The organism is Streptomyces dangxiongensis, from assembly GCF_003675325.1.
Classification (GTDB): domain Bacteria; phylum Actinomycetota; class Actinomycetes; order Streptomycetales; family Streptomycetaceae; genus Streptomyces; species Streptomyces dangxiongensis.
On sequence record NZ_CP033073.1, the window covers coordinates 247,618 to 267,184 of the forward strand.

Annotated in this window: 17 protein-coding genes and 3 pseudogenes; 11 read left to right on the forward strand and 9 right to left on the reverse strand. The window is 74.4% G+C overall.

From position 1 onward, the window contains the following. The first annotated feature begins 59 nt into the window (after positions 1 to 59). The 3 genes and pseudogenes from D9753_RS01540 (at position 60) to D9753_RS01550 (ending at position 2,138) form a co-directional block, all read left to right on the forward strand. A pseudogene (locus D9753_RS01540) lies at positions 60 to 781 on the forward strand (glycosyltransferase family 2 protein). Further along, positions 778 to 1,395, forward strand: coding sequence for a TIGR04282 family arsenosugar biosynthesis glycosyltransferase (locus D9753_RS01545; RefSeq protein WP_121785368.1), 618 nt, complete (start codon positions 778 to 780; stop codon positions 1,393 to 1,395). Before D9753_RS01540 ends, D9753_RS01545 begins: the two are co-directional and overlap by 4 nt. After that, positions 1,392 to 2,138, forward strand: a complete 747-nt coding sequence (locus tag D9753_RS01550) for a class I SAM-dependent methyltransferase (RefSeq protein WP_121785369.1) — start codon at positions 1,392 to 1,394, stop codon at positions 2,136 to 2,138. Before D9753_RS01545 ends, D9753_RS01550 begins: the two co-directional genes overlap by 4 nt. 310 nt (positions 2,139 to 2,448) lie before the next feature. Here D9753_RS01550 and D9753_RS01555 read toward each other — a convergent pair whose 3' ends face one another. Continuing rightward, positions 2,449 to 3,678: a molybdopterin-dependent oxidoreductase gene (locus D9753_RS01555; RefSeq protein ID WP_121785370.1), complete on the reverse strand. Its 1,230-nt coding sequence runs from the start codon at positions 3,676 to 3,678 to the stop codon at positions 2,449 to 2,451. A gap of 113 nt (positions 3,679 to 3,791) precedes the next feature. On the opposite strand from D9753_RS01555, the gene D9753_RS01560 reads away from it, so the two are divergent. Then, positions 3,792 to 5,168: a hypothetical protein gene (locus tag D9753_RS01560; protein ID WP_240467991.1), complete on the forward strand. Its 1,377-nt coding sequence runs from the start codon at positions 3,792 to 3,794 to the stop codon at positions 5,166 to 5,168. An 81-nt stretch (positions 5,169 to 5,249) separates the two neighbouring features. Beyond that, positions 5,250 to 5,633, forward strand: a complete 384-nt coding sequence (locus D9753_RS01565) for a VOC family protein (RefSeq protein ID WP_163010581.1) — start codon at positions 5,250 to 5,252, stop codon at positions 5,631 to 5,633. Positions 5,634 to 5,688: 55 nt separating this feature from the next. Here the strand turns inward: D9753_RS01565 and D9753_RS36275 are convergent, their stop codons facing one another. Continuing rightward, positions 5,689 to 5,835: a hypothetical protein gene (locus D9753_RS36275; protein ID WP_163010582.1), complete on the reverse strand. Its 147-nt coding sequence runs from the start codon at positions 5,833 to 5,835 to the stop codon at positions 5,689 to 5,691. Between the two features lie 165 nt (positions 5,836 to 6,000). Then, on the reverse strand, positions 6,001 to 8,103 hold the full coding sequence (locus tag D9753_RS01570; protein ID WP_240467992.1) for an FUSC family protein: 2,103 nt from the start codon (positions 8,101 to 8,103) through the stop codon (positions 6,001 to 6,003). A 336-nt stretch (positions 8,104 to 8,439) separates the two neighbouring features. Here D9753_RS01570 and D9753_RS01575 point away from each other — a divergent pair, with 336 nt between their 5' ends. Continuing rightward, positions 8,440 to 8,964, forward strand: coding sequence for a Dps family protein (locus D9753_RS01575; RefSeq protein ID WP_121785373.1), 525 nt, complete (start codon positions 8,440 to 8,442; stop codon positions 8,962 to 8,964). Positions 8,965 to 9,070: 106 nt separating this feature from the next. On the opposite strand, the gene D9753_RS01580 is transcribed toward D9753_RS01575, so the two are convergent. The 3 genes from D9753_RS01580 to D9753_RS01590 all read right to left on the reverse strand — a co-directional run bounded on the left by D9753_RS01580 (position 9,071) and on the right by D9753_RS01590 (position 14,486). Next, entirely contained in the window at positions 9,071 to 11,371 is a 2,301-nt protein-coding gene (locus tag D9753_RS01580; protein ID WP_121785374.1) for a S9 family peptidase, read from the reverse strand. Continuing rightward, entirely contained in the window at positions 11,347 to 13,128 is a 1,782-nt protein-coding gene (locus D9753_RS01585) for an N-acetylglutaminylglutamine amidotransferase (RefSeq protein ID WP_121785375.1), read from the reverse strand. Before D9753_RS01585 ends, D9753_RS01580 begins: the two co-directional genes overlap by 25 nt. A 161-nt stretch (positions 13,129 to 13,289) precedes the next feature. Beyond that, complete coding sequence (locus D9753_RS01590; RefSeq protein ID WP_121785376.1) at positions 13,290 to 14,486, reverse strand: carboxylate-amine ligase; 1,197 nt, start codon at positions 14,484 to 14,486, stop codon at positions 13,290 to 13,292. 404 nt (positions 14,487 to 14,890) lie between these two features. Between D9753_RS01590 and D9753_RS01595 the strand changes: the two genes are divergently transcribed. From D9753_RS01595 to D9753_RS36280, 5 genes and pseudogenes are all read left to right on the forward strand, one after another. After that, the gene (locus D9753_RS01595; RefSeq protein WP_121785377.1) at positions 14,891 to 15,127 is read left to right on the forward strand and encodes a hypervirulence associated TUDOR domain-containing protein; all 237 of its coding nucleotides are present in this window, start codon (positions 14,891 to 14,893) and stop codon (positions 15,125 to 15,127) included. Between the two features lie 64 nt (positions 15,128 to 15,191). Next, positions 15,192 to 15,477 (forward strand): annotated as a pseudogene (locus D9753_RS01600) (DUF3140 domain-containing protein). 140 nt (positions 15,478 to 15,617) lie between these two features. After that, a complete protein-coding gene (locus D9753_RS01605) occupies positions 15,618 to 16,838 on the forward strand; it encodes a spore photoproduct lyase family protein (protein ID WP_121785378.1) in 1,221 nt (406 codons plus the stop codon). Positions 16,839 to 16,918: 80 nt separating this feature from the next. Beyond that, a complete protein-coding gene (locus D9753_RS01610) occupies positions 16,919 to 17,275 on the forward strand; it encodes a PRC-barrel domain-containing protein (protein WP_121785379.1) in 357 nt (118 codons plus the stop codon). 24 nt (positions 17,276 to 17,299) lie between these two features. Beyond that, positions 17,300 to 17,473 carry a hypothetical protein gene (locus tag D9753_RS36280; RefSeq protein WP_163010583.1) on the forward strand — a complete coding sequence of 58 codons (174 nt, stop codon included), beginning with the start codon at positions 17,300 to 17,302 and terminating at the stop codon, positions 17,471 to 17,473. Positions 17,474 to 17,507: 34 nt separating this feature from the next. Here the strand turns inward: D9753_RS36280 and D9753_RS01615 are convergent, their stop codons facing one another. The 3 genes and pseudogenes from D9753_RS01615 to D9753_RS01625 form a co-directional block, all read right to left on the reverse strand. Then, a complete protein-coding gene (locus D9753_RS01615) occupies positions 17,508 to 18,359 on the reverse strand; it encodes an oxygenase MpaB family protein (RefSeq protein ID WP_394346667.1) in 852 nt (283 codons plus the stop codon). A gap of 252 nt (positions 18,360 to 18,611) precedes the next feature. After that, positions 18,612 to 19,094: a DUF3618 domain-containing protein gene (locus D9753_RS01620; RefSeq protein ID WP_121785381.1), complete on the reverse strand. Its 483-nt coding sequence runs from the start codon at positions 19,092 to 19,094 to the stop codon at positions 18,612 to 18,614. Then, positions 19,091 to 19,520: pseudogene (locus D9753_RS01625) on the reverse strand (phage holin family protein). Before D9753_RS01625 ends, D9753_RS01620 begins: the two are co-directional and overlap by 4 nt. Positions 19,521 to 19,567: the final 47 nt, after the last annotated feature.

A 19,567-nucleotide genomic window follows, 5' to 3' on the forward strand; every position in this document is an offset into this window, starting at 1 on the left:
TCTCACGTCCTCGTTCCGTAAGGAGCGGAGGTCCGGAATGTGTGGTTCGCGTCCGTAGGGTGAAGGCCGTGACCATCTCACCGCCACCGCGCGACGTCGACGTCGTCCTGCCCTGTCTGAACGAGGCCGAGGCCCTGCCCTGGGTGCTCGCCCGCATCCCGGCCGGCTGGCGTGCCCTCGTCGTGGACAACGGGTCGTCCGACGGCTCCGCCGAGGTCGCCCGGGCGCTCGGCGCCACCGTGGTGCACGAGCCGCGCCGGGGTTTCGGCGCCCGCCTGCCACGCCGGTCTGGGCGCCGCCGACGCCGACATCGTCTGCTTCTGCGACTGCGACGCCTCGCTGGACCCGTCGCTGCTGATGCCGTTCGTACGCGACGTGCGGGACGGCGTCGCCGACCTGGTGCTGGGCCGGCGCCGTCCGCAGGGCCGGGGCACCTGGCCCGTACACGCCCGCGCCGGGAATCTCGCGGTGACGCGGATGCTGCGCCGGCGTACCGGTCTGCACCTGCACGATCTGGGCCCGCTGCGCGCCGCCCGCCGTGAGGCGCTGCTCTCCCTGAGCCCTGACCGACCGCCGCAGCGGCTACCCGCTCCAGATGGTCGTGCGGGCCGCCGACGCCGGCTGGCACGTCACGGAGCACGACGTGCCGTACCGGCCCCGTACGGGCACGTCCAAGGTGACCGGGACGTGGCGCGGGACCTGGCAGGCGGTCCGGGACATGAGCCGGGTCCTGGCCGAGCGGCCGGCCGGGGCGCCGGGCGGGCGGAGGGCCGTACGGTGACCACGCTCCTCGTCATCGCCAAGGAACCGCGACCGGGACGGGTCAAGACCCGCCTCACCCCGCCGTACACGCCCCACGAAGCGGCCGCGCTGGCCGAGGCGTGCCTCGCGGACACCCTCGACGTGGTGGCGGCCACCCCGGCCGTCCGCCGTGTCCTCGTCCTGGAGGGCGCTCCCGGCCCCTGGCTGCCGCCCGGTTTCGAGGTCGTCCCGCAGTGCGCGGGCGGTCTCGACGCGCGGCTGGCGGACGCCTTCGCCGGCTGTACGGGCCCGGCGCTCCTCATCGGCATGGACACCCCGCAGGTGACACCCGGGCTGCTGACCGTTGACTTCGCCGGCTGCGACGCCTGCTTCGGGCCGTCGGCCGACGGTGGCTTCTGGGCGCTGGGGCTGGCGGAGCCCGACCCCGCTCTGCTGCGCGGTGTGCCTATGTCGACCCCGGTGACGGGTGAGGTGCAGCGCGAACGGCTCGTGGACGCCGGGCTGCGGGTGCGTGACCTGCCCCTGCTGCGGGACGTCGACACGGCGGCCGACGCCCGTGCCGTCGCCGCCCTGGTCCCGCACGGCCGGTTCGCCGCGCGGCTGGCCCGGTACGCGACGGGGGCGGGCCGATGAGCACCGCCGTGCCCGCGTGGGCCGCCGCCGACTCCTACACGGCCGCCCTGCGGGCCGGACGCGGGCCGCTGTTCCTGCGCCGGGAGGACGGCTGGCTGCTGCCGCTGGAGGTGGAACGCTGGTGCGCCCGGGCCGACGCGGCCGACCTGGACGTCCTGGACCGGTGCGAGGGCACCGTGCTGGACGTGGGGTGCGGGCCCGGGCGGCTGGTGGCGGAACTCGCCAGGCGGGGCCGGGCGGCCCTCGGCATCGACGTCAGCGAGGCCGCCGTCGGCCACGCCGTACGGCTCGGCGGCCAGGCCCTGCGGCGCTCGGTGTTCGAGCCGCTGCCCGGCGAGGGCCGCTGGGGCACCGTGCTGCTCATGGACGGCAACGTGGGCATCGGCGGTGACCCCCGCAGGCTCCTGGACCGGGTGACCCGACTGCTGCGTCCCGGCGGCCTGCTGATCGCCGAGACCGCCCCGGTGGACGTCGACGAACGCGCTCACGTGCGCGTCGTGGACGCCCCGGGCACCCGCGCGGCCGGCGCCCCCTTCCCGTGGGCGCGGGTCGGGACGCCGGCGCTGCTGCGTCACGCGCGGGGCTGGGAGCCGGCCGGCCGGTGGGCGGCCGACGGCCGGTCCTTCGTCGCCCTGCGCGGCCGCAGCGCCAGCAGCAGGGCGGAACCACCGAAGAGTACGGCGGTGATCAGCAGCCAGCGGGCGGGGAAGCCGTCCGGCGACAGTCCGGTGGCGAGCCGGTAACGCCGGTCCGCCATCCCGCTGATCAGTGGGAACCAGACGAGGAGGAGCAGCGCGGACAGGGCTGCCGGGACGCGTACGTACATCGTCCACTCCCGGCGGCCGGCCGCGCCGAGCCCCCGTACGACGGCCCGGTCCGCGACCGCGTACAGGGGCAGCAGGACGAGGTCGTGCAGGAGGGCCCCACCCACCCACCACAGGGCCACGCCGGGCCGGTCGTCCCCGAGCAGCCGCACCCCCGCGTAGGCGGCGAGCGCGAACGAGCAGACCAGCACGAGCAGGTGGAAGGGGCTGCCCAGCGGCGGCAGGCGCCTCATCGCAGGTCTCCGAACGTCAGCCGGGCCACCCACTTGGTGTTCAGCACGCCGGGCGCGGCGGGGACGATGACGCGCGCCGGGTGGCCGTGGTCGGGGGACAACTCCTCGCCGTTGACGTACAGCGCTAGCAGCGAGCGCGGGTCGGCCACCTGATTGGCGCGCAGGGCCGCCTTGCGGAAGGCGCCGTGCCGCTGGAGGGACTCGACGAGGAGGTCCGGCGGATCGCCGTCGTACCCGGCGAGTACCGCCAGGTCACGCAGCCGCACCCCGCGCCACCACTGGTCCGAGGTGGACCAGCCCTCCACGCAGGCGATGGGCAGGGCGGCGCTGTGCAGGGGGAGCCGCAGCAGGTCGGGCCGGCCGAGGCGGACGGTGCCGGCCCGGCCCGTGACGACGAGCCGCCACGCGTCCTCGTGCGTGTCCGCCGTCCGGATCCCGGCGTAGACCGCCGTCTTGTTGATCTGGAAGCCGTTCGGGCCGGTGCCGGGGTCGGCGCCGCCGTGCGGCGCCAGCAGGGCGGTGCGCCGCAGCCCGTCGAAGTTCTGTCCCACCGTCGTGGCGAACAGCAGCAGCGAGCCGCCGCCGGCGAACCGGAGCGCGCCGCGCCGGGAGACGGTGGGCGGGTCCGGCAGCGGGGAGGCCAGGTCGCCGTCCGGTTCGCCCCGTCGGCGCAGGGTGCGGACGGCCGCCGGTGTCTTGAGCACGGCGTGGGCGACGAACGCGGCGAAGAACACCCACGCGCCGTAGAAGTGCAGCGGGTAGAAGGAGCCCGGGAAGACGTAGTCGAGCTGGACGTTGAGCACACCGGTCCCGAACTCGAACAGCGCGCCGCCCACGAGGAGCAGCAGGGAGATCCGCTCCAGGGCGTGGGTGAGCGAGCGGGCCGGCGGCAGCGCGAACAGCCTGGGCACCACCGACCACAGCTTGGCGAGCAGGATCGGGATCAGGGTGATGCCGAGGGTGACGTGGACGCCCTGGTCGAGGCGGTACAGCCAGTGCGGGTCCGTCGGCCAGGAGAAGAGGTAGAAGCCGAGGACGCCCTTGTCCGGGGTCTGGTCGTTCACCGGCGACAGGTCGGGATTGTAGGCGGCGTACGACGCCAGGCCCGTCACGAACAGGACGGTGATGCCGGCGAGGAGGACGACGCCGAGCACCGAGGTGAGCCAGGTGCCGCGCAGCGGGCTGCGCCAGAAGGCGGGTGAGGTGGGTGGGAGAGGGTGCCGCATGCCTCGACCGTAGGCCCGCGGATCCGCGGTGCGGGGGGTGCCGCTGATGACGAAACGCTGACGTCGGGACCGGACGGCGGTACGGAACCGGCCGCGCGGCCTAGCGTTCCGTTGTGATCCGCCTCCGCCCTCGTGGCCGCACCGCCGACCTGTACGCGGACCTGTACGCCGCCCTGGCCGCCGTCCTGCTCGTGCTGACGGCCGTGCTCGTCGGCCGCCGTGTCCAGGACGCCCACCGCTCCCTCTTCGTACACTGGCCGCCGCTGTTCGCCGACTGGGATCCGCACACGGGGCCGGGGACGCCGGCCGCCGTGCTGGTGGCGTTCGCCGCGGTCCTGTACGGACCGGCCCTCGCGCTGCGGCTGCCGTGGCGCGGACTGCTCGCCGTGTCCTGGGCCGTGGCCCTGGCCTGGACGTGGTCGCTGGCCCTGGTCGACGGGTGGCAGCGGGGCGTGGCCGGGCGGCTCACCACGCGCAACGAGTATCTGACGGTCATCGGCCGCTTCGACGACATCCCGGCCGCCCTGCGGGAGTTCACCCGGCACATCGTCGCGGGCCCGCCCGGCGCCTGGCCGGCCCACATCGCCGGTCATCCCCCGGCCGCCACGCTCACCTTCGTCCTGCTGGACCGGGCCGGTCTGCGGGGCGGCGGCTGGGCGGGCGCCTGGTGCATCACCGTGGGCGCGACGGCGTGCGTGGCCGCGCTGGTGACGGTCCGGGCGCTGGCCGACGAGCGGCTCGCCCGGCGGGCGGCGCCCTTCCTGGTGCTGGCCCCGGCCGCCGTCTGGGTGGGCGCCTCCGCCGACGGCTACTTCATGGCGGTCGCCGCGTGGTCCGTGGCCCTGCTGGCGCTCGCGGTGACCGGACGGTCCGTGGGGTGGGCGGCCCTGTCCGGGCTGCTGTTCGGCCTGACCTGCTATCTCTCGTACGGTCTGACGCTGTTCGCGCTGATCGGCGCGGCGGTGCTGGTGCCGGGGCGCCATCGGGTCCGCGAACGCCCGCTGATCGCCGTGCTGCCGGCCGCCGGGGCCGCGGTCGTGCCCGTGCTGTTCACGCTCGCCGGGTTCGACTGGTGGGAGGCGTACCGGCTGCTGGTCACCCGCTACAACCAGGGTGTCGGCGGAATCCGGCCGTACGGCTACTGGGTGTGGGCCAACCTGGCCTGCACGGTGCTGATCACCGGTGTGGCGACGGCGGCGGGCCTGCGCCGGACCGGTGCGCTGCTCGTCCGGCGCCGCCACGACGTCCTGTCCCTCCCCGGGCGTCCCGGGGCGGCGGCCCGGCTCGCGCTCCTCGTGTCCGCCGCGCTGCTCGCGCTGCTGTGCGCGGACCTGTCCGGCATGAGCAAGGCGGAGACGGAACGCATCTGGCTGCCCTTCGCGCTGTGGCTCCTGCCCTCCGGCGCTCTCCTCAGCCACCCCCGCGCCTGGCTCACCGCCCAGGCGGTCCTGGCCCTGCTTCTCAACCACCTGCTGCTCACGGGGTGGTGAGCCGCGCCTCTCCCTCGGCACCGGCGCCCGCGTGGATCGGGCGGGTGGCCCCGTCCGCCCGCGCACGGCACACTGACCGGCATGATCGGACGCCTGTTCTCCCTCGTCATCGACTGCCCCGCCCCCTCGGAACTCGCCGGTTTCTACGAGAGCCTGCTGTCGCTGGCCCGGGTGGAGGACACGGCCGACTACGTGGTGCTCCGCGGCCCGTCGGGCACGGAGACGGTGACGTTCCAGCGTGTCGACGGTTTCCGGCCGCCCCGGTGGACCGACCGCGATCGTCCGGGCCTGATGCATGTCGATGTGATGGTGGACGACCTGGATGTGGCCGAGGCGAAGGTGCTCGCCCTGGGGGCCACGCTGCTCGAGGGGTCCGACAAGCCCATCGGGTACCGCGTGTACGCCGATCCGGTCGGGCACCCCTTCTGTCTCGTCACCCGGGAAGGGGTGACGGCCGGCGTGTGACGGGGGTACGGCCCGCTGCCCGCGTTCCGTCGGGAGGGGGCCGTACCCCCGGTCGTCACCGGCGGGCGCGCAGCTTTTCGAAGAGCCGTTGGGCCTGGGCGCGGCGGCGCGGGTCGGCCGCGGCGCGGCGTGCCTGTTCGATCGTGCGCCGGCCCTGGGGGCTGCGCGCGAACTGCTTGATCCGTTCGACGACTCCGGACACGACTCTCCTTCCGCCGGGGTAGCGGGGTACCCCGCTCTCTTCGGGTCCTGTGCCGTTCCGCCTACCCGGTGACCGACGATCCAGCCCTTGCGGCCGGCCCCGCGACCGTCTCGCCGTCTGCTGCCGCCCTGACGCCTGCTCAGGACGCAGCAGTTCAGGCCCTGTTCAGCGTCTGCCGGGGGTCTTGTCGTCGACCGCGGGCGCGGGGGCGGTGTGTGCGATCCGTGCCAGGTCGGTCATGAGGGAGGCCAGCCAGGACGCGGTCGCGTAGTACCGCCGGGGAGCGCCGGGCGGCTCGGCCCGGAAGGGCGCCAGAGCCGCCGCACCGGGAGAGATCACCGGTACGGATGCCGGGGTGTCGCCCCCCGGGTCCAGTGCCGCGGACACCAGCAGCATCCGCCCCGCCACCCGCTCCCCCAGCGCGCCGGCCGACGTGGCCGCCGCCGGGTTCAGCGCGGTGAGCGGCGGTTCCAGCAGCCGGTCCGAGCCCCACAGGGTGTGATGGCCGGTCATCAGCGTGGCCTGCCAGTCCATGTCGGGCAGCTCCGCCCTGCGCCTGCTGAGCTGGAGCGGCGTCGGCTCGCTCAGGAACTGCGCGTAGGCCGACTCCGCCAGGATGACGGCGCGTTGCAGCGACCGGTGACCGGGCACGCCCGACTGGACGGCCGCCGCCGTGCCGTCGGGTCCGGCCACCGAGGCGCTGGTCGCCACGACGATCTCCGCCGCCCTGCGCAGCAGTTCGGCCGCCGCGTACCGCAGCTCGTCGTGCGCGCCGCGGGGCCAGGCCAGCACGCCGAAGACGGCACCGATGGCGCTGCCGATCAGCACATCCAGCAGCCGGACCTCCGCCAGCCGCCACGTCGGCGGCGCGAGCTGGGCGAAGACCAGGGCCACGAGGACGGTGAACAGGCCCTGCGCCCAGCCGACCCCCTTGACCGGCCCGACCGTGAAGCCGAACAGCATCCACACCGGCAGCACGGCGGCGTAGACGGCGGTGTCGGAACCCACCGCGAGCAGGATCGCGGCGGTCAGCAGGGCCCCGGCCAGGGTGCCCGCCAGCGCCAGCCGGACGGTGCTCCAGGTCTGGTTCACGGTGGTACGGGTGATGGTGAGCGTCGCCAGCATGGCCCAGAAGCCGTGGGGCAGCGTGTCCACCCCGGCGACGAGCCGGACCGCCGTGAGCGCCAGGGCGAGGCGCACCGCGTTCTGGAAGAACACCGACCGGCGCCCGGCGTGGCCGCGCAGCCGGTGCCACCACAGGACCGGGGCCCGCTGGGAGGCGTACCAGAAACGCCCGAGCGGCACCTCCACCACGGCGTGCCGGCCGCGCACCGCCAGGTCGGCCGCCGTGCCCATCGCCAGCGCCGCGTCGGCGATCTCCAGCAGGGCGGCGTGGTGGCGCAGTACGGCGGGCGGGAAGTCCGGCGCGGGCGCGGCCCGGTCGGGCGGGTGACAGCCGCGGGCCGTGCCGGGAGGAGGGCCCGCGGACAGGGCGGACAGGTGGGCGCGTGCCGCGACCAGCCGCGCCGACTCCGCCGTGGGCGGCGGACCCGACCGCAGGCAGGCCGCGGTCGCCGTCGCCAGCCCGGCCACCGCGCGCAGTACGGCGCTCACATCCGGCCCCGGGTCCCGGCCGGGCCCTGACCGCAACTGGGCCAGCCTGGTGAGCAGGGCACGGGTGGCCAGACCGGTGTGGGTGAGCGCGCGGTCCCGCACCCCCGGCCCCGCCGGACGCTGCGCCTCCGGCACGGTGACGGCCCGCAGCGCCTGACCGGCCCGCTGGGCGGCGTCGGTCTCCGTACCGGTCAGGGCGTAGGGGGGTGCGGCGAGCAGCGTGGCGCAGCGCCCGGCGGTCAGGGCGCCCCGGGCCGCGAGCTCCCGGTACGTCGTCGGGCCGGGCTCGGCGCACAGGAGCGCCTCGGCGACGGCCAGCACGACCACACCGGTGGTCGTTCCGGCCAGCCGGTCGCCGAGCGAAGCGGGATCGTAGGGCGGGAACGACGGCAGGATGTAGAGGAGCTGGAGTCCGGGCGCGGCCCCCGCCGGACGCGGGCCGCCCACGGCGGCGAAGGCCAGCGCGAAGCCGACCACCAGCATGCCGGCCACCGCGCTCCACGTGCGCACCGACAGACAGGTGCCGATGGTCACGAGGATCCAGCACACCGGGAGCAGCCGCACAACCGTCACGGCGCGCCCGCGCCCGGTGCCGGGGATCCTGGACAGTCCGCCCAGTGCCACGGCGGCGAACAGTGCGTAGGTCGCCGCCACGGGCCGGCCCAGGCCGTAGCGGAAGAGGTAGAAGCCGGCCGCGGGCCAGCGTCACGGTCAGCGCATGGCGGGCGGAGACGGCGTAGGCCGTCGGCAGTCGACCGACCAGGGCACCCCACACCCCTACAGGATCACCCACGGCCCCGGTCCCGGCACCTCGCACGGCCGCCGCCGCGCACCACACCTCCCGCGCCTCACGAGGTGCGGGAGACCCACGGGTCTGACAGCGTCGGACGGGGGCACCTGTGCTCAGGCAGGGACTTCACCCATCGACACAGAGGTGAGCTATGACCACTCAGCCCAACGACCTGACCCCCAAAGTACACCGTTCCGGGCATCGAGCGGGAGGCGGCCGGCCGGCTGATCGGTCTGCTGCGGCTGCGCCTGCACGCGCTCAACGACCTTCACCTGACGTTGAAGCACGTGCACTGGAACGTGATCGGGCCGCACTTCATCGCCGTTCACGAGATGATCGACCCCCAGGTCGACCAGGTGCGCGAGATGGCCGACGACGTCGCGGAGCGCATCGCCGCGCTGGGCGGGATCGCCCAGGGCACGCCGGGCGCGCTGGTGAAGGAGCGCACCTGGGACGACTACTCCATCGGCCGGGCCGACGCCATCGCGCACCTCGGCGCGCTCGACCTCGTCTACACCGGGTTGATCGAGGGTGTCCGGGCCGCGGTCAAGGAGGCGGGCGAGATCGACCCCGCCACCGAGGATCTCCTGATCGGCCAGCTACGCGATCTGGAGCAGTTCCAGTGGTTCGTGCGGGCCCACCTGGAGAGCTCGCGCGGCACCCTCGCCACCGGCGACGCACACTCCGAGGAGGAGGCGGCGGCCAAGGGGGCCGAACTGAGCTGAACCCGCCGGGGGCGGTGAGCCCGCTCCCACGGCACCGGCGCGCCGCCGTCCCCCGGGGACGGCGGCGCGCGGCCGGTTCCAGGACCCGGCCGGACGGTCAGCCCTGTCAGCCGGTCAGGTGGCGTTCGAGCCAGTCGGCGGCGGAGCGGCGGAAGAGGCGCCGGTTGTCGGCGCGCAGGAAATCGTGTCCCTCGTCGCGCAGCGTGAGCAGCTCGGCGGTGAGACCGCGTTCGCGTGCGGCCCGTACGAACTGCTCGGACTCCCCCGGCGGCACATTGGTGTCGTGCTCCCCGTGCACGGCGAGCACCGGTGCGCGCAGCGCGTCGATACGGCTCATCGGCGAGAGGGAGCGCAGCAGTTCGCGGTCGTGTTCGGGGTGGCCGTACTTGTGGGCCGCCGACTGGGCGATCCAGGGTTCCGTGCCCTCGAAGAACGTCGCGAAGTCCGACATGCCGCACACCGCCACCCCGGTACGGAAGAGGTCCGGGTGCCAGACCAGCGAGGCGAACGTGAGGTAGCCGCCGTACGAGCGGCCCATGACGGCCAGCCGTGACGGATCGGCGGGACCGGCCAGCACCGCGTGGGCGGCGCAGTCGGCGACGTCGTCCAGCGCGGCGAACCGGCCCCTGCCCAGGTCCGCGTCGACGAACGACCGGCCGTACCCGGAGGACCCGCGCACGTCGGGCGCGAAGATGTCCAGTCCCCGCCCCAGGATCTCGTGGTAGAGCGGGTTGAGGACGGGCCGCTCCTGTTCCTCCGGGCCACCGTGCAGATGGATGACGCAGGGTGCCGGTTCCGCCGAGCCGCGCCCCGGCGCGCGGTAGTACCAGCCGTTCAGCGGCAGCCCGTCCCGCGCGGTCAGCCGGAGCTGGACCGGTCGTACGGGCGGACGGCCCGGCGGAACGGCGTCCTCGTCCCGGGACGACCACGGGGTGCGGAGCAGGGTCACGCCCTCCGGGAGCCACCACACGCCGGGCCGTCGCTGGGACCCGGACAGGGCCAGCACCAGCCGCCGCGTGCCGGCGCCCACGACGCGGGTCACCACTTGGTGGGGCAGGGGCACGGGCCGGGGCGGACCGGTGGCGGCCCCGGCCGTGGCGGAGGGGTACAGGTCGAGGATCTCCACCTCGCTCGCGCCCCGGACGTTCCAGGCCGCCACCGCGGTCCCACCGTCGCGGGCGATCTGGAGCAGCTCCAGGTCGGTGTCCTCGCGCGCCGCGGCGACGGACCACCCGCGCGGCTGTCCTCCCGGGTCGAGGTCGGCGGCGAGCAGGACCGCGAACTCCCGGTGGGCGTTGCTGCGCAGCCAGAGGGTGTCCGCTCGGGGCGAGAACCTGCCGATCCACGGGTCGCCGTCGGCCACCGGCACCACGCAGGTCGTCGCGCGGTCGGTGGTGCGCAGCACGACCGCCTCGCGCCGTCCGCGTGGTCCCCGGCGCAGCAGCGCCAGTGTGCCGTCGCGGCTGAGGTCGCACACGCGGAGCGTCGCCGCGTCCTTCTCGCCGGCGAGCAGGACGGGGGCGGCCACGCCGTCGGGGTCGATCAGATAGGCCGACAGCCCGTCGCCGAAGCCCGCCGTCGGGGCGGTGTGCCGCTCGTGCGGGTTCCCGGAGGCCATGGCGGCGCCGGTCAGGGCGGGCAGGAGCAGCCCGCGTACCGTCCCGGTGTGGGGCGGCGCGCCGAGGAGCACGGCATCGCCGTCCCGGCCGGGCCAGCCGGCCGGCGGGTGGCCGGCGGGCGGTCCCGGGTCGGTCGCGGCGGGCTCCGCCGCGGTGTCGTGGGGCGCCGGCGGCCCGGTGGGGACGGCGACGGTGACGGCGACGGCCGATCCGTCGTGGGCCCAGCATCCCAGGTGGGCGGAGCTGCCCGGCTCGGCTCCGGCCAGGATGTGGCGGTCGCTGCCGTCCGGGCGTACGCAGAGCACCCGTGAGTGTTCACCGCCGCCGGGGGACGTGGTGTAGGCGATCCAGCGGCCGTCCGGCGACCAGGACACCTCGCGGACGGGGTCCGGTTCGGAGTCCAGCAGCCGCAGGTCGTCGCCGTCGACGGGGCCCGCCCATAGCTGGGGCACGCCGCCGCGGTCGCAGATGAAGGCCACCTGTGTTCCGGCGGGGTCGGCCGAGGGGTACCAGCAGCCGTGCGCGACGAGCCGGGTCGTGGCGTCGCGCGGTCCGGAGGCGTCCGGCAGCGGGACGCGGGCGGGGGCGGCGAAGGCCGGGGCCCGCCCGTCGGGGGTGCGGTCGTCGCGGGCCCGCCCGTCGAGGGTACGGCCGTCGGGAGCCGGCGGAGCCGGGCTCGCGCCCCGCGCCCGGTGGGCGACGGTGGGCTGCCCGGCTGCGGCGGCGACCGTGCCGGCCGTACCGTCCGCGGCGCGCCGCTCGGTCAGATTCCGTGCGTCTGAAGCCATATCTCCAGCAAAGCCACTTGCCACAGCGCGTTCGCTCCGCGCTTGGTGCGGTGTCGGTCGGGGGCCGCCAGGAGTTCGGCGAGGTAGTCGTCCTTGAACAGGCCGCGCCGCTTGGCCTCGGGGGCGCTGAGCGCCTCGCGCACCCGGTCCAGGACCGGCCCGGCCATGTGGGTGATCGCCGGGACCGGGAAGTAGCCCTTGGGGCGGTCCACCACCTCGTGGGGCAGCAGCTTGCGGCCGGCCTCCTTCAGGACGCCCTTGCCGCCGTCGGCCAGCTTCAGCTCCGGCGGGCAGGCGGCGGCCAGCTCCACCAGCTCGTGGTCCAGGAAGGGCACGCGGGCCTCCAGGCCCCAGTCCATGGTCATGTTGTCGACCCGCTTGACCGGGTCGTCCACGAGCATGACATGGGTGTCCAGGCGCAGGGCCGCGTCGAGCGCGGTCTCGGCGCCCGGCACCGCCATGTGTTCGTGCACGAACCGTCCGGAGACGTCCTCCCGGGGCAGCATGTGCGGCTGCAGCATCGCGGCGAGGTCGGCGTGCGTGCGGTCGAAGTACGTCTCGGCGTACCTGTCCGGTTCCTGCTCGCGGGCCACGGAGGCCAGTTCCGGGTACCAGTGGTAGCCGGCGAAGACCTCGTCCGCGCCCTGCCCGCTCTGGACGACCTTCACCTCCTTGGCGACCTGCTCGGAGAGCAGGTGGAAGGCGACCACGTCGTGGCTCATCATCGGCTCGCTCATCGCGGCGATGGCCCCGTCAAGGGCGGACGACACCCGCTCCGAGGGCACCACAAGCTGGTGGTGATCGGTGGCGAACTCCCGGGCGACGAGGTCGGAGTAGGCGAACTCGTCCCCCTCGTCGCCGCCTTCCGACTCGAAGCCCACGCTGAACGTGGCCAGGTCGCGCTGTCCCTCGTCGGCCAGGAGTGCCACGATCAGGCTGGAGTCCAGGCCGCCCGAGAGCAGGACGCCGACGGGTACGTCCGCGACCATCCGCCGGCGTACGGCGGTGCGCAGGGCGTCGAGGACCGCGTCCCGCCATTCGCTCGCGCTCATGCCCGCGTGCTCGGGGCGGCGCGTGTACGACGGCTGCCAGTAGCGGTGGTCCTGGTGGGTGCCGTCCGGTTCGACGACGCGCACGGTGGCCGGTGGCAGCTTGCGCACCCCGTTCAGGATGGTGCGGGGTGCGGCCACGGTGGCGTGCCAGCTGAGGTACTGGTGGACGGCGGCCGGGTCCAGCGAGGTGTCGATGTCGCCGCCCGCGAGGAGCGCCGGGAGCGACGAGGCGAAGCGCAGCCGTCCGGCGGTCCGCGCCAGGTAGAGGGGCTTGATGCCGAGCCGGTCGCGTCCCAGGACGAGGCGGCCGGTGCGGTGCTCGACGAGGGCGAAGGCGAACATGCCGTGGAAGCGGTCGACGCAGGCGGTGCCCCACTGCTGGTACGCCTTCAGGACGACCTCGGTGTCGGAGGTCGAACGGAACCGGTGGCCGAGGTCCCGAAGCTGGGTGCGCAGCTCCTCGTAGTTGTAGATGCAGCCGTTGAAGACGCCGGTGATCTCCTGGTCGGCGTCGGTCATCGGCTGGGCCCCGAGATCAGACAGGTCGATGATCTTCAGTCGCCGGTGTCCCAGCGCCACGGCGCCCCGTGACCAGATCCCGTGGCCGTCGGGGCCCCGGGCGGCGAGCCGGTCGCTCATGCGCTGTACGGCCGCGACGTCGGGCCGGCCGCCGTCGAAGCGCATCTCTCCGCTCAGCCCGCACATCAGGCATCCCCTCCCCGGTGCGCGTCCGGGTCACGCGGTGGTGAGGTGTGCGCGGACCCGCCCGTCGGTATCTGGTCGGGGCTGGTTGACATGGTGGTGCATCTCCTTCGGAACGGGGGTGCGTACGGAGTGGTCGGCCGCGGCGGCAGGTCTCGGCCTCGTCAGCCGCCGGCGATCGGTGCCGGGTGGGAGCCGGGCACCTCGTCCTCGGCGGGCAGACCGAGGCGGGGAACGGGCCGGGCCGCGCCGGTGACGGTCCGGCGGCGCAGGCCGGCGGCGCCGCGGGTCTCCGCGATCGCCAGGTCGGTGCAGGCCAGCAGGTCCTGGTCCGCGGCCGTGCGGCGCATGCGGTACGCGGCGCTGCCGTCCGCGAGCGCCCGCTCGGCCAGTTCCCGGACCGTCTCCCGGTCGCCGGCGGCCTCGAGAGCCGGGCGGACCCGGCGCAGCAGGCTCCGGACCACCTCGGCCGCGGGAGCCTCCTGCCGGGTGCGGGGGTCGACGAGGACGCCTTCGAGGCCCGAGCGCGCGGACCGCCAGGCGGCGGCGCGCAGCCACTCGTGGCGGCCCTGGCAGGGAGGGACCCCGGTCCGCTCCAGCCGCTCACGGGCCTCGGTCACGAGGGCCCGGAACAGGCCGGCGATCAGCACGACCGTCTCGGCGCGCGGGCAGGCGTCGCAGATGCGCAGCTCGATGGTCCTCTGGTGCGCGGAGGGCCGGATGTCGTGGTAGATCATCTTCGCGTCGCTGATGACGCCCGAGCCGATCAGCTCCTGGACGGCCGCGTCGTACTCGGCCGCGTCGGCATAGCATCCGGCCGGTCCCGCGGTGGGCCAGCGCTGCCACAGCATGGTCCGCCAGCTCGCGTAGCCGGTGTCGGCGCCCAGCCAGAAGGGGGAGCTGGCGGACAGGGCCAGCAGGACGTGCAGCCACGGCGCGACCTCGCACATGATGCGTACGGTCAGGTCGCGGTCGGGGGCGTCGACGTGGACGTGGGCTCCGCAAATTAGCTGCTCGTCGGCGACCATCCGGTACTCGTCGACCATGTGGCGGTAGCGGTAGCCGGCGGTGGGGTGGATGTCCGCCGTGCGGGCCAGCGGCACGGTACCCGCGGCCACCACGGCCAGGCCGTGGGAGGTCGCGGCGGCGTCGAGCCGGCGCCGGGTGCTGATGACATCGCCGTACAGGTCGTTCAGGGACGTGTGCACGCCGCTGTTCGACTCCACGGTCGCCTGCTGCAACTCGGTCGTGAAGATCTCTGCGGGGAGGTCCTCCAGCACCGTGTCGGCCCGTGGAACGAGCAGGCCCGTCTCCACCTCGACGATGTGGAATTCCTCTTCCACTCCGATGCGAACGGTCACGGTACTCCTTGAGGTGACGGGCGGGCGCTTGGCCGCTCCGCCCCGAAACCGACCCCGCCTGGCCGGCTGTGCGGGCGGCGGGCTGTGCACCTCCGACTTCCCAGCTGGCTCGGCAATAAGCAACCGATGCTCCGCGGAGACGGCCGCAACGCAGATGAGCAGCCTGATCGCGGCCTGATCGCGGTGCTGCGCGGCAGGTGTCCGGTGGGGAACGCGGGCCTCCGGCGGGCGAGGAAGGACGGCCTCCGCCCGGCGGGAAGCGGCGTCGCACGCGGCTCCGTCCTGCCCGGCGGCGACACGGCCTCGCTCGCCGCGGCCGCCGGTGTTCTGCACGTGCGGAGGGCGGCTCCCGCCCGCAAGGTGGTACTGCGAGACAGCGGACCCCTCACGGCGGGAGTACGACCATGGCCAAGGCGAAGGACCCTTCCGGGAAGAACGAGCCGTCCAAGGGCGACAAGGTCGCCTGGCGCAGTCACGGCAGCGAGACCTCGGGCACCGTGGAGAAGAAGATCACCGAGCGGACCGAGGCGGCGGGCCGCACCGTGGACGCCTCACCGGACGACCCGCAGTACGAGGTGCGCAGCGACAAGTCCGGCCGCAAGGCCGTGCACAAGCCGTCGGCCCTCAAGAAGAAGAAGTAGCTCCGGCGTGGCGGGCGACGACGGGCACCGCGAGACCCAGGACTCCTTCCGCGAGCTGGTGAACATGTCACCCGCCGCCCTGGAGCAGTGGCTGGCGACCGAGGACTCCCGGGCGGCCGGACAGCACAAAGGACGGGGGTGAGTCCACCGGGCACGCCTCCGGCCGCGCCATCGTGGACATCCTCCGCAAGAAGAAGAGCGACCTCTCGGACGCGGACTACGCGCACATGCGCAAGGTGACCGGTTACATCCGCCGCCACCTCGCGCAGCGCCCCTCCGGGGACGTGCGGGACACGCGCTGGCGCCACTCGCTGATGAACTGGGGCCACGATCCCCTGGACGACGACTGAGACCGGCCCGGCCGCGTACGCGCAGGCCGGAGCCGTCGACGCCGGGGAACGCGGCGCACGGCCGGGGCGTCCGCCGTACGTCCGGGGGATGCCTACAGTGGAGTGAGGCCGCCACCCCCGACACCCCGAGCGGAGCGCACATGAGACACCCCTCCGCACCGGACGACGGCTCCGACGCCCTGTTCGGTCTCGACGCGCTGGACGGCCCGGCGTCGCCGCGCGGGCACGACACGGCCGGGCACGGCGGCTCCGGTCCTGGGGGCGGGCCGCAGGACGGCCCCCTGTTCCGCGACTCCGCCGAGGCGCGCCGCCTCCTGCCCGTGCGGGCCGTGTACGCGGAGCCGGCCGCCGCCGCCTCCGCGCGCGGCCGTCAGATCCTCGCCCGCTTCCCGGCCGCCGAGGTGATCGAGGTGGCGTCGCACTGGCGCATCCCGGGTCTGCACGGCAACGAGGGCAACGTCGAGCGCTGGGTGCGGGTGAAGGGCGAGACGCTGGTCCTGGGCGAGCGGAAGACGCTGACCACGCGGCCCAACGGCCGGTCGGCCGACTGGATCGCCCCCGGCCCCTCCAACGGGTGCGCGCTGGCCTGCGCGTACTGCTACGTGCCGCGCCGCAAGGGGTACGCCAACCCCATCACCGTCTTCACCAACATCGACGGCATCATCGCCCACCTGGCACGGCACATCGCCCGCCAGGGCCGCAAACCGGAACCCAACCAGTGCGACGAGACGGCCTGGGTCTACGACATCGGGGAGAACGGCGACTGTTCGGTGGACGCGCTCATCTGCGACAACACCGCGGATCTCGTGCGGTCCTTCCGGCAGTGGCCCACGGCGAAGGCGTCGTTCGCCACCAAGTTCGTCAACCCCGACCTGCTGACGCTGGACCCGCGCGGCCGGACCCGGATCCGTTTCTCGCTGATGCCCGCGGCGGACTCGCGGCTGCTGGACCTGCGGACCTCGCCGGTGGCCGACCGGATCGCCGCCGCGGCGGACTTCCTCGACGCGGGCTACGAGGTGCACTTCAACCTCTCCCCGGTGGTCCTGCGCCCCGGCTGGCAGGGCGCCTGGACCGAGTTGCTCCGGCAGTTGGACGACGTCCTGCCGGACCGGGTGAAACGGCAGGCAGCCGCCGAAGTGATCATGCTGACGCACAACCGGGACCTGCACGAGGTCAACCTCGGCTGGCATCCCCGCGCCGAGGAGGTGCTCTGGCAGCCCGCCCTGCAACAAGGCAAACGCTCGGAGAACGGCGCGTCGAACGTCCGCTACGCCAACCACGTCAAGGCGGACGCCGTGCACACCCTGCGCGGTCTCGTGGCCGCCCACGCCCCCTGGCTGCGCATCCGGTACGCCTTCTGATCACCGCAATGGGCCGCGGCCGATGGCGGCGACGACATCACGGGCGTCATCGCGGGTACCCCCGCAGAGGAGGTTTTTCGATGTTCGAGGCATCCGATATCAGGGAATGGCGCGGCCACGACGTGGTCGACCCGGACGGCCACAAGATCGGTGTACTGGAGTCCGTCTACGTGGACACCGGCACCGACCAGCCGTTCTTCGCCACCGTGACCGTGGGCCTGCCCACCCGGCGCCGACTGGCGTTCGTGCCCCTCACCGGTGCGACGGTCGGCCCGGGATACCTGAAGGTCGCCCACAGCAAGGACACTGTGAGGAAGGCCCCGGCGATCGACACCGACGGTGAGCTGACCGCCACCGAGGAACCCGGTGTCTTCGCCCACTACGAACTGCCCTACGCACCGGGCGCCGGCGGCGAGCGCCGCCTGGCCCGCCGCTGACGCATCGAGCCGCCGGGAGACCCGATGAGCGTGTTCCTGTTCCTGATCCTCGTGGCCGTGGTCCTGGGCATCATCGGAGTCGCCGCGCACGGCCTGTTCTACCTTCTGATCATCGGCGTGGTCGTCCTCGTCGTCGATCTCGTCTATGTGGCGATCCGCTTCCGCCGGGGCGGCTCGAAGCGCCGCATCCGCCGCTGAGGCGGGCGGGGACGGCGGGCCCGGGCGTGCCGGATCAGTCCGTGCGCGAGCGCGGCGGCGCCATGGCCCACCGGATGGTCCGGGTCAGGACGTGGCCCGTGGGGCGTACGGCGATGTCCTCCACCACGGGGAGCCTGGGCAGCCGCAGCAGGTTCCGGGCCCATGGCGGGAGCAGCGCGACGCCGTTGGCGGCCAGTCCCGCGTAGAACGGCCGGGCCGCCAGGGGCAGCGGGGGCCGCAGCAGCAGGAAGCGGGCGGCGGCGCGGGCCTCGGAGGAGGCCCGCAGCTCGGGCCGGTAGGCGGCCAGGCGCTCGGCCAGGGCGCGGCGGTCCCGGGGCGGGTCGGTCACGCCCAGTGCCTCGGCGACCCGGGCTGTGTCGGCGACGTAGGCGTCGTACCCGGCGGCGTCGAGCGGGTGGGCCCCGTAGCGCGCGTGGGCGCGCAGGAACATGTCCGTCTCGGCGGCGTGCACCCAGCCCAGCAGGTGGGGGTCGCCGGCGTGGTAGGCGAGGCCGCCGGACGTCGTGCCGCTGATCCGCTCGTGGATCGCGCGGACGTGGTCGACCGCGCTCTGGGCGTCCACGGCGGTGCCGTACGTCGTCACGGCCAGGAAGGCACTGGTGCGTTGCAGCCGGCCCCAGGGGTCGCCGCGATAACCGGAGTGGGCGGCGACGGCCGCCATGGCGCGCGGGTGCAGGGACTGGAGCAGCAGGGCGCTGATCCCGCCGATGAACATCGAGGCGTCGCCGTGCACGGTCCGGATCGGGCGGTCGGGGCCGAACCAGCGGGGGCCCGGCGTCTGGTGGATCCGGGCGCGGGTGACCGGCCCGTCGGGACCCGCGACCCGCTGGAACAGGGCCCTGCCCAGCCGCACACGCACGTCCACCGGCATCCGCCACCTCCCGTGTCCTTCTTCAGTGTCCGGCACGGCCACGCACGGCTGTGCCGGTCGGTCGTGAGGTGCCGGGAGCGGGGTCCGCGTGCGGGTGCCCTCAGCGGGGGGCGCCGGTCTTGTCGGTGTCGCCGGTGCCCCCCTCGCGGGGCGGATCAGCCCGGCCGGTGTCCGGGCGGGCCGCGGGGGACGGCGACGTCGGCCCGGCCTCCGGCGGGCCGGCATGCCGTCGTCGCCGTCACGGGCTCAGCCCTTGCGGCGGCGGCAGACCAGACCGGCCACGACGACCGCCCCGACGGCTGCCACCAGCCAGGTCCGGTTCTCACGGGCCATCCGGGCGCCCTGCGCCGCCTTCGCACGCACCGGCTCCGGCGCCTTCTCCTGCCACAGCCGGCCCGCCTCGGCGGCCTTCGCGCGAGCCTGCTCGGCGGCCGAGGAGGCCTTGTCCTTGACCGGCTCGGGGAGCTTGTCCTGCACCCGGGCAGCCGCCTCGGCGGCCCGCGCCTTGACCTCCCCGGCCTTCACCGCGGCCTGCTGCTTCAGCTCGCCGGCCTTCGCCACGGCCTGCTCCTTGACCTCCGCGGTCTTCTCCTGGGCGCGGGCCTTGACGTCGGCCTTGGCCGCCAGCGCCTCCACGGTCTCCCCCAATTCCTGACGGGTGTGCTCGACCTGCTCCCTCAGCTCCTCCTGGCTGGAAGCGGTCGGCTCGTCATGCGGCGGCTGGGTCATCGGTGCGCACTCTCCTTGATCTCGGCCACGTCGGCCTTCACGTTCTCGATCGTCTGCTGGGGGGCGGGCGGGGCGGCCTGGGCGACTTCCTTCTTCCCCTTCAGCGCCATCACCCCGGCGATCACGCCGAGGACCGCGGTGACGATGAGGGCCGCGGCCCACACCGGAAGGGGTACCGCCAACGCGGCGATCACCGTGGCCACGAGGGCCTGGAGCATGAGGAACCCGACCAGTCCGGCGCCGCCGAACAGTCCCGCCGCCCTTGCCGTACCGCTTGCCCTTGTCCTTCATCTCCGCCTGTGCCAGGCGAAGTTCACCCCGCACCAGCTCCGTCAGCTGCTGCGAGGCACGCTGCACCAGTTCGCCCACCGGCTCCGAAGCCGGCGCCTGTCGGCCTGTTTCCTGGTGAAAATGTGCATCCGACATGACGATCACCTCCCGTCGATCGTTGTTCCCGAGAGCCGAGGGCGCCG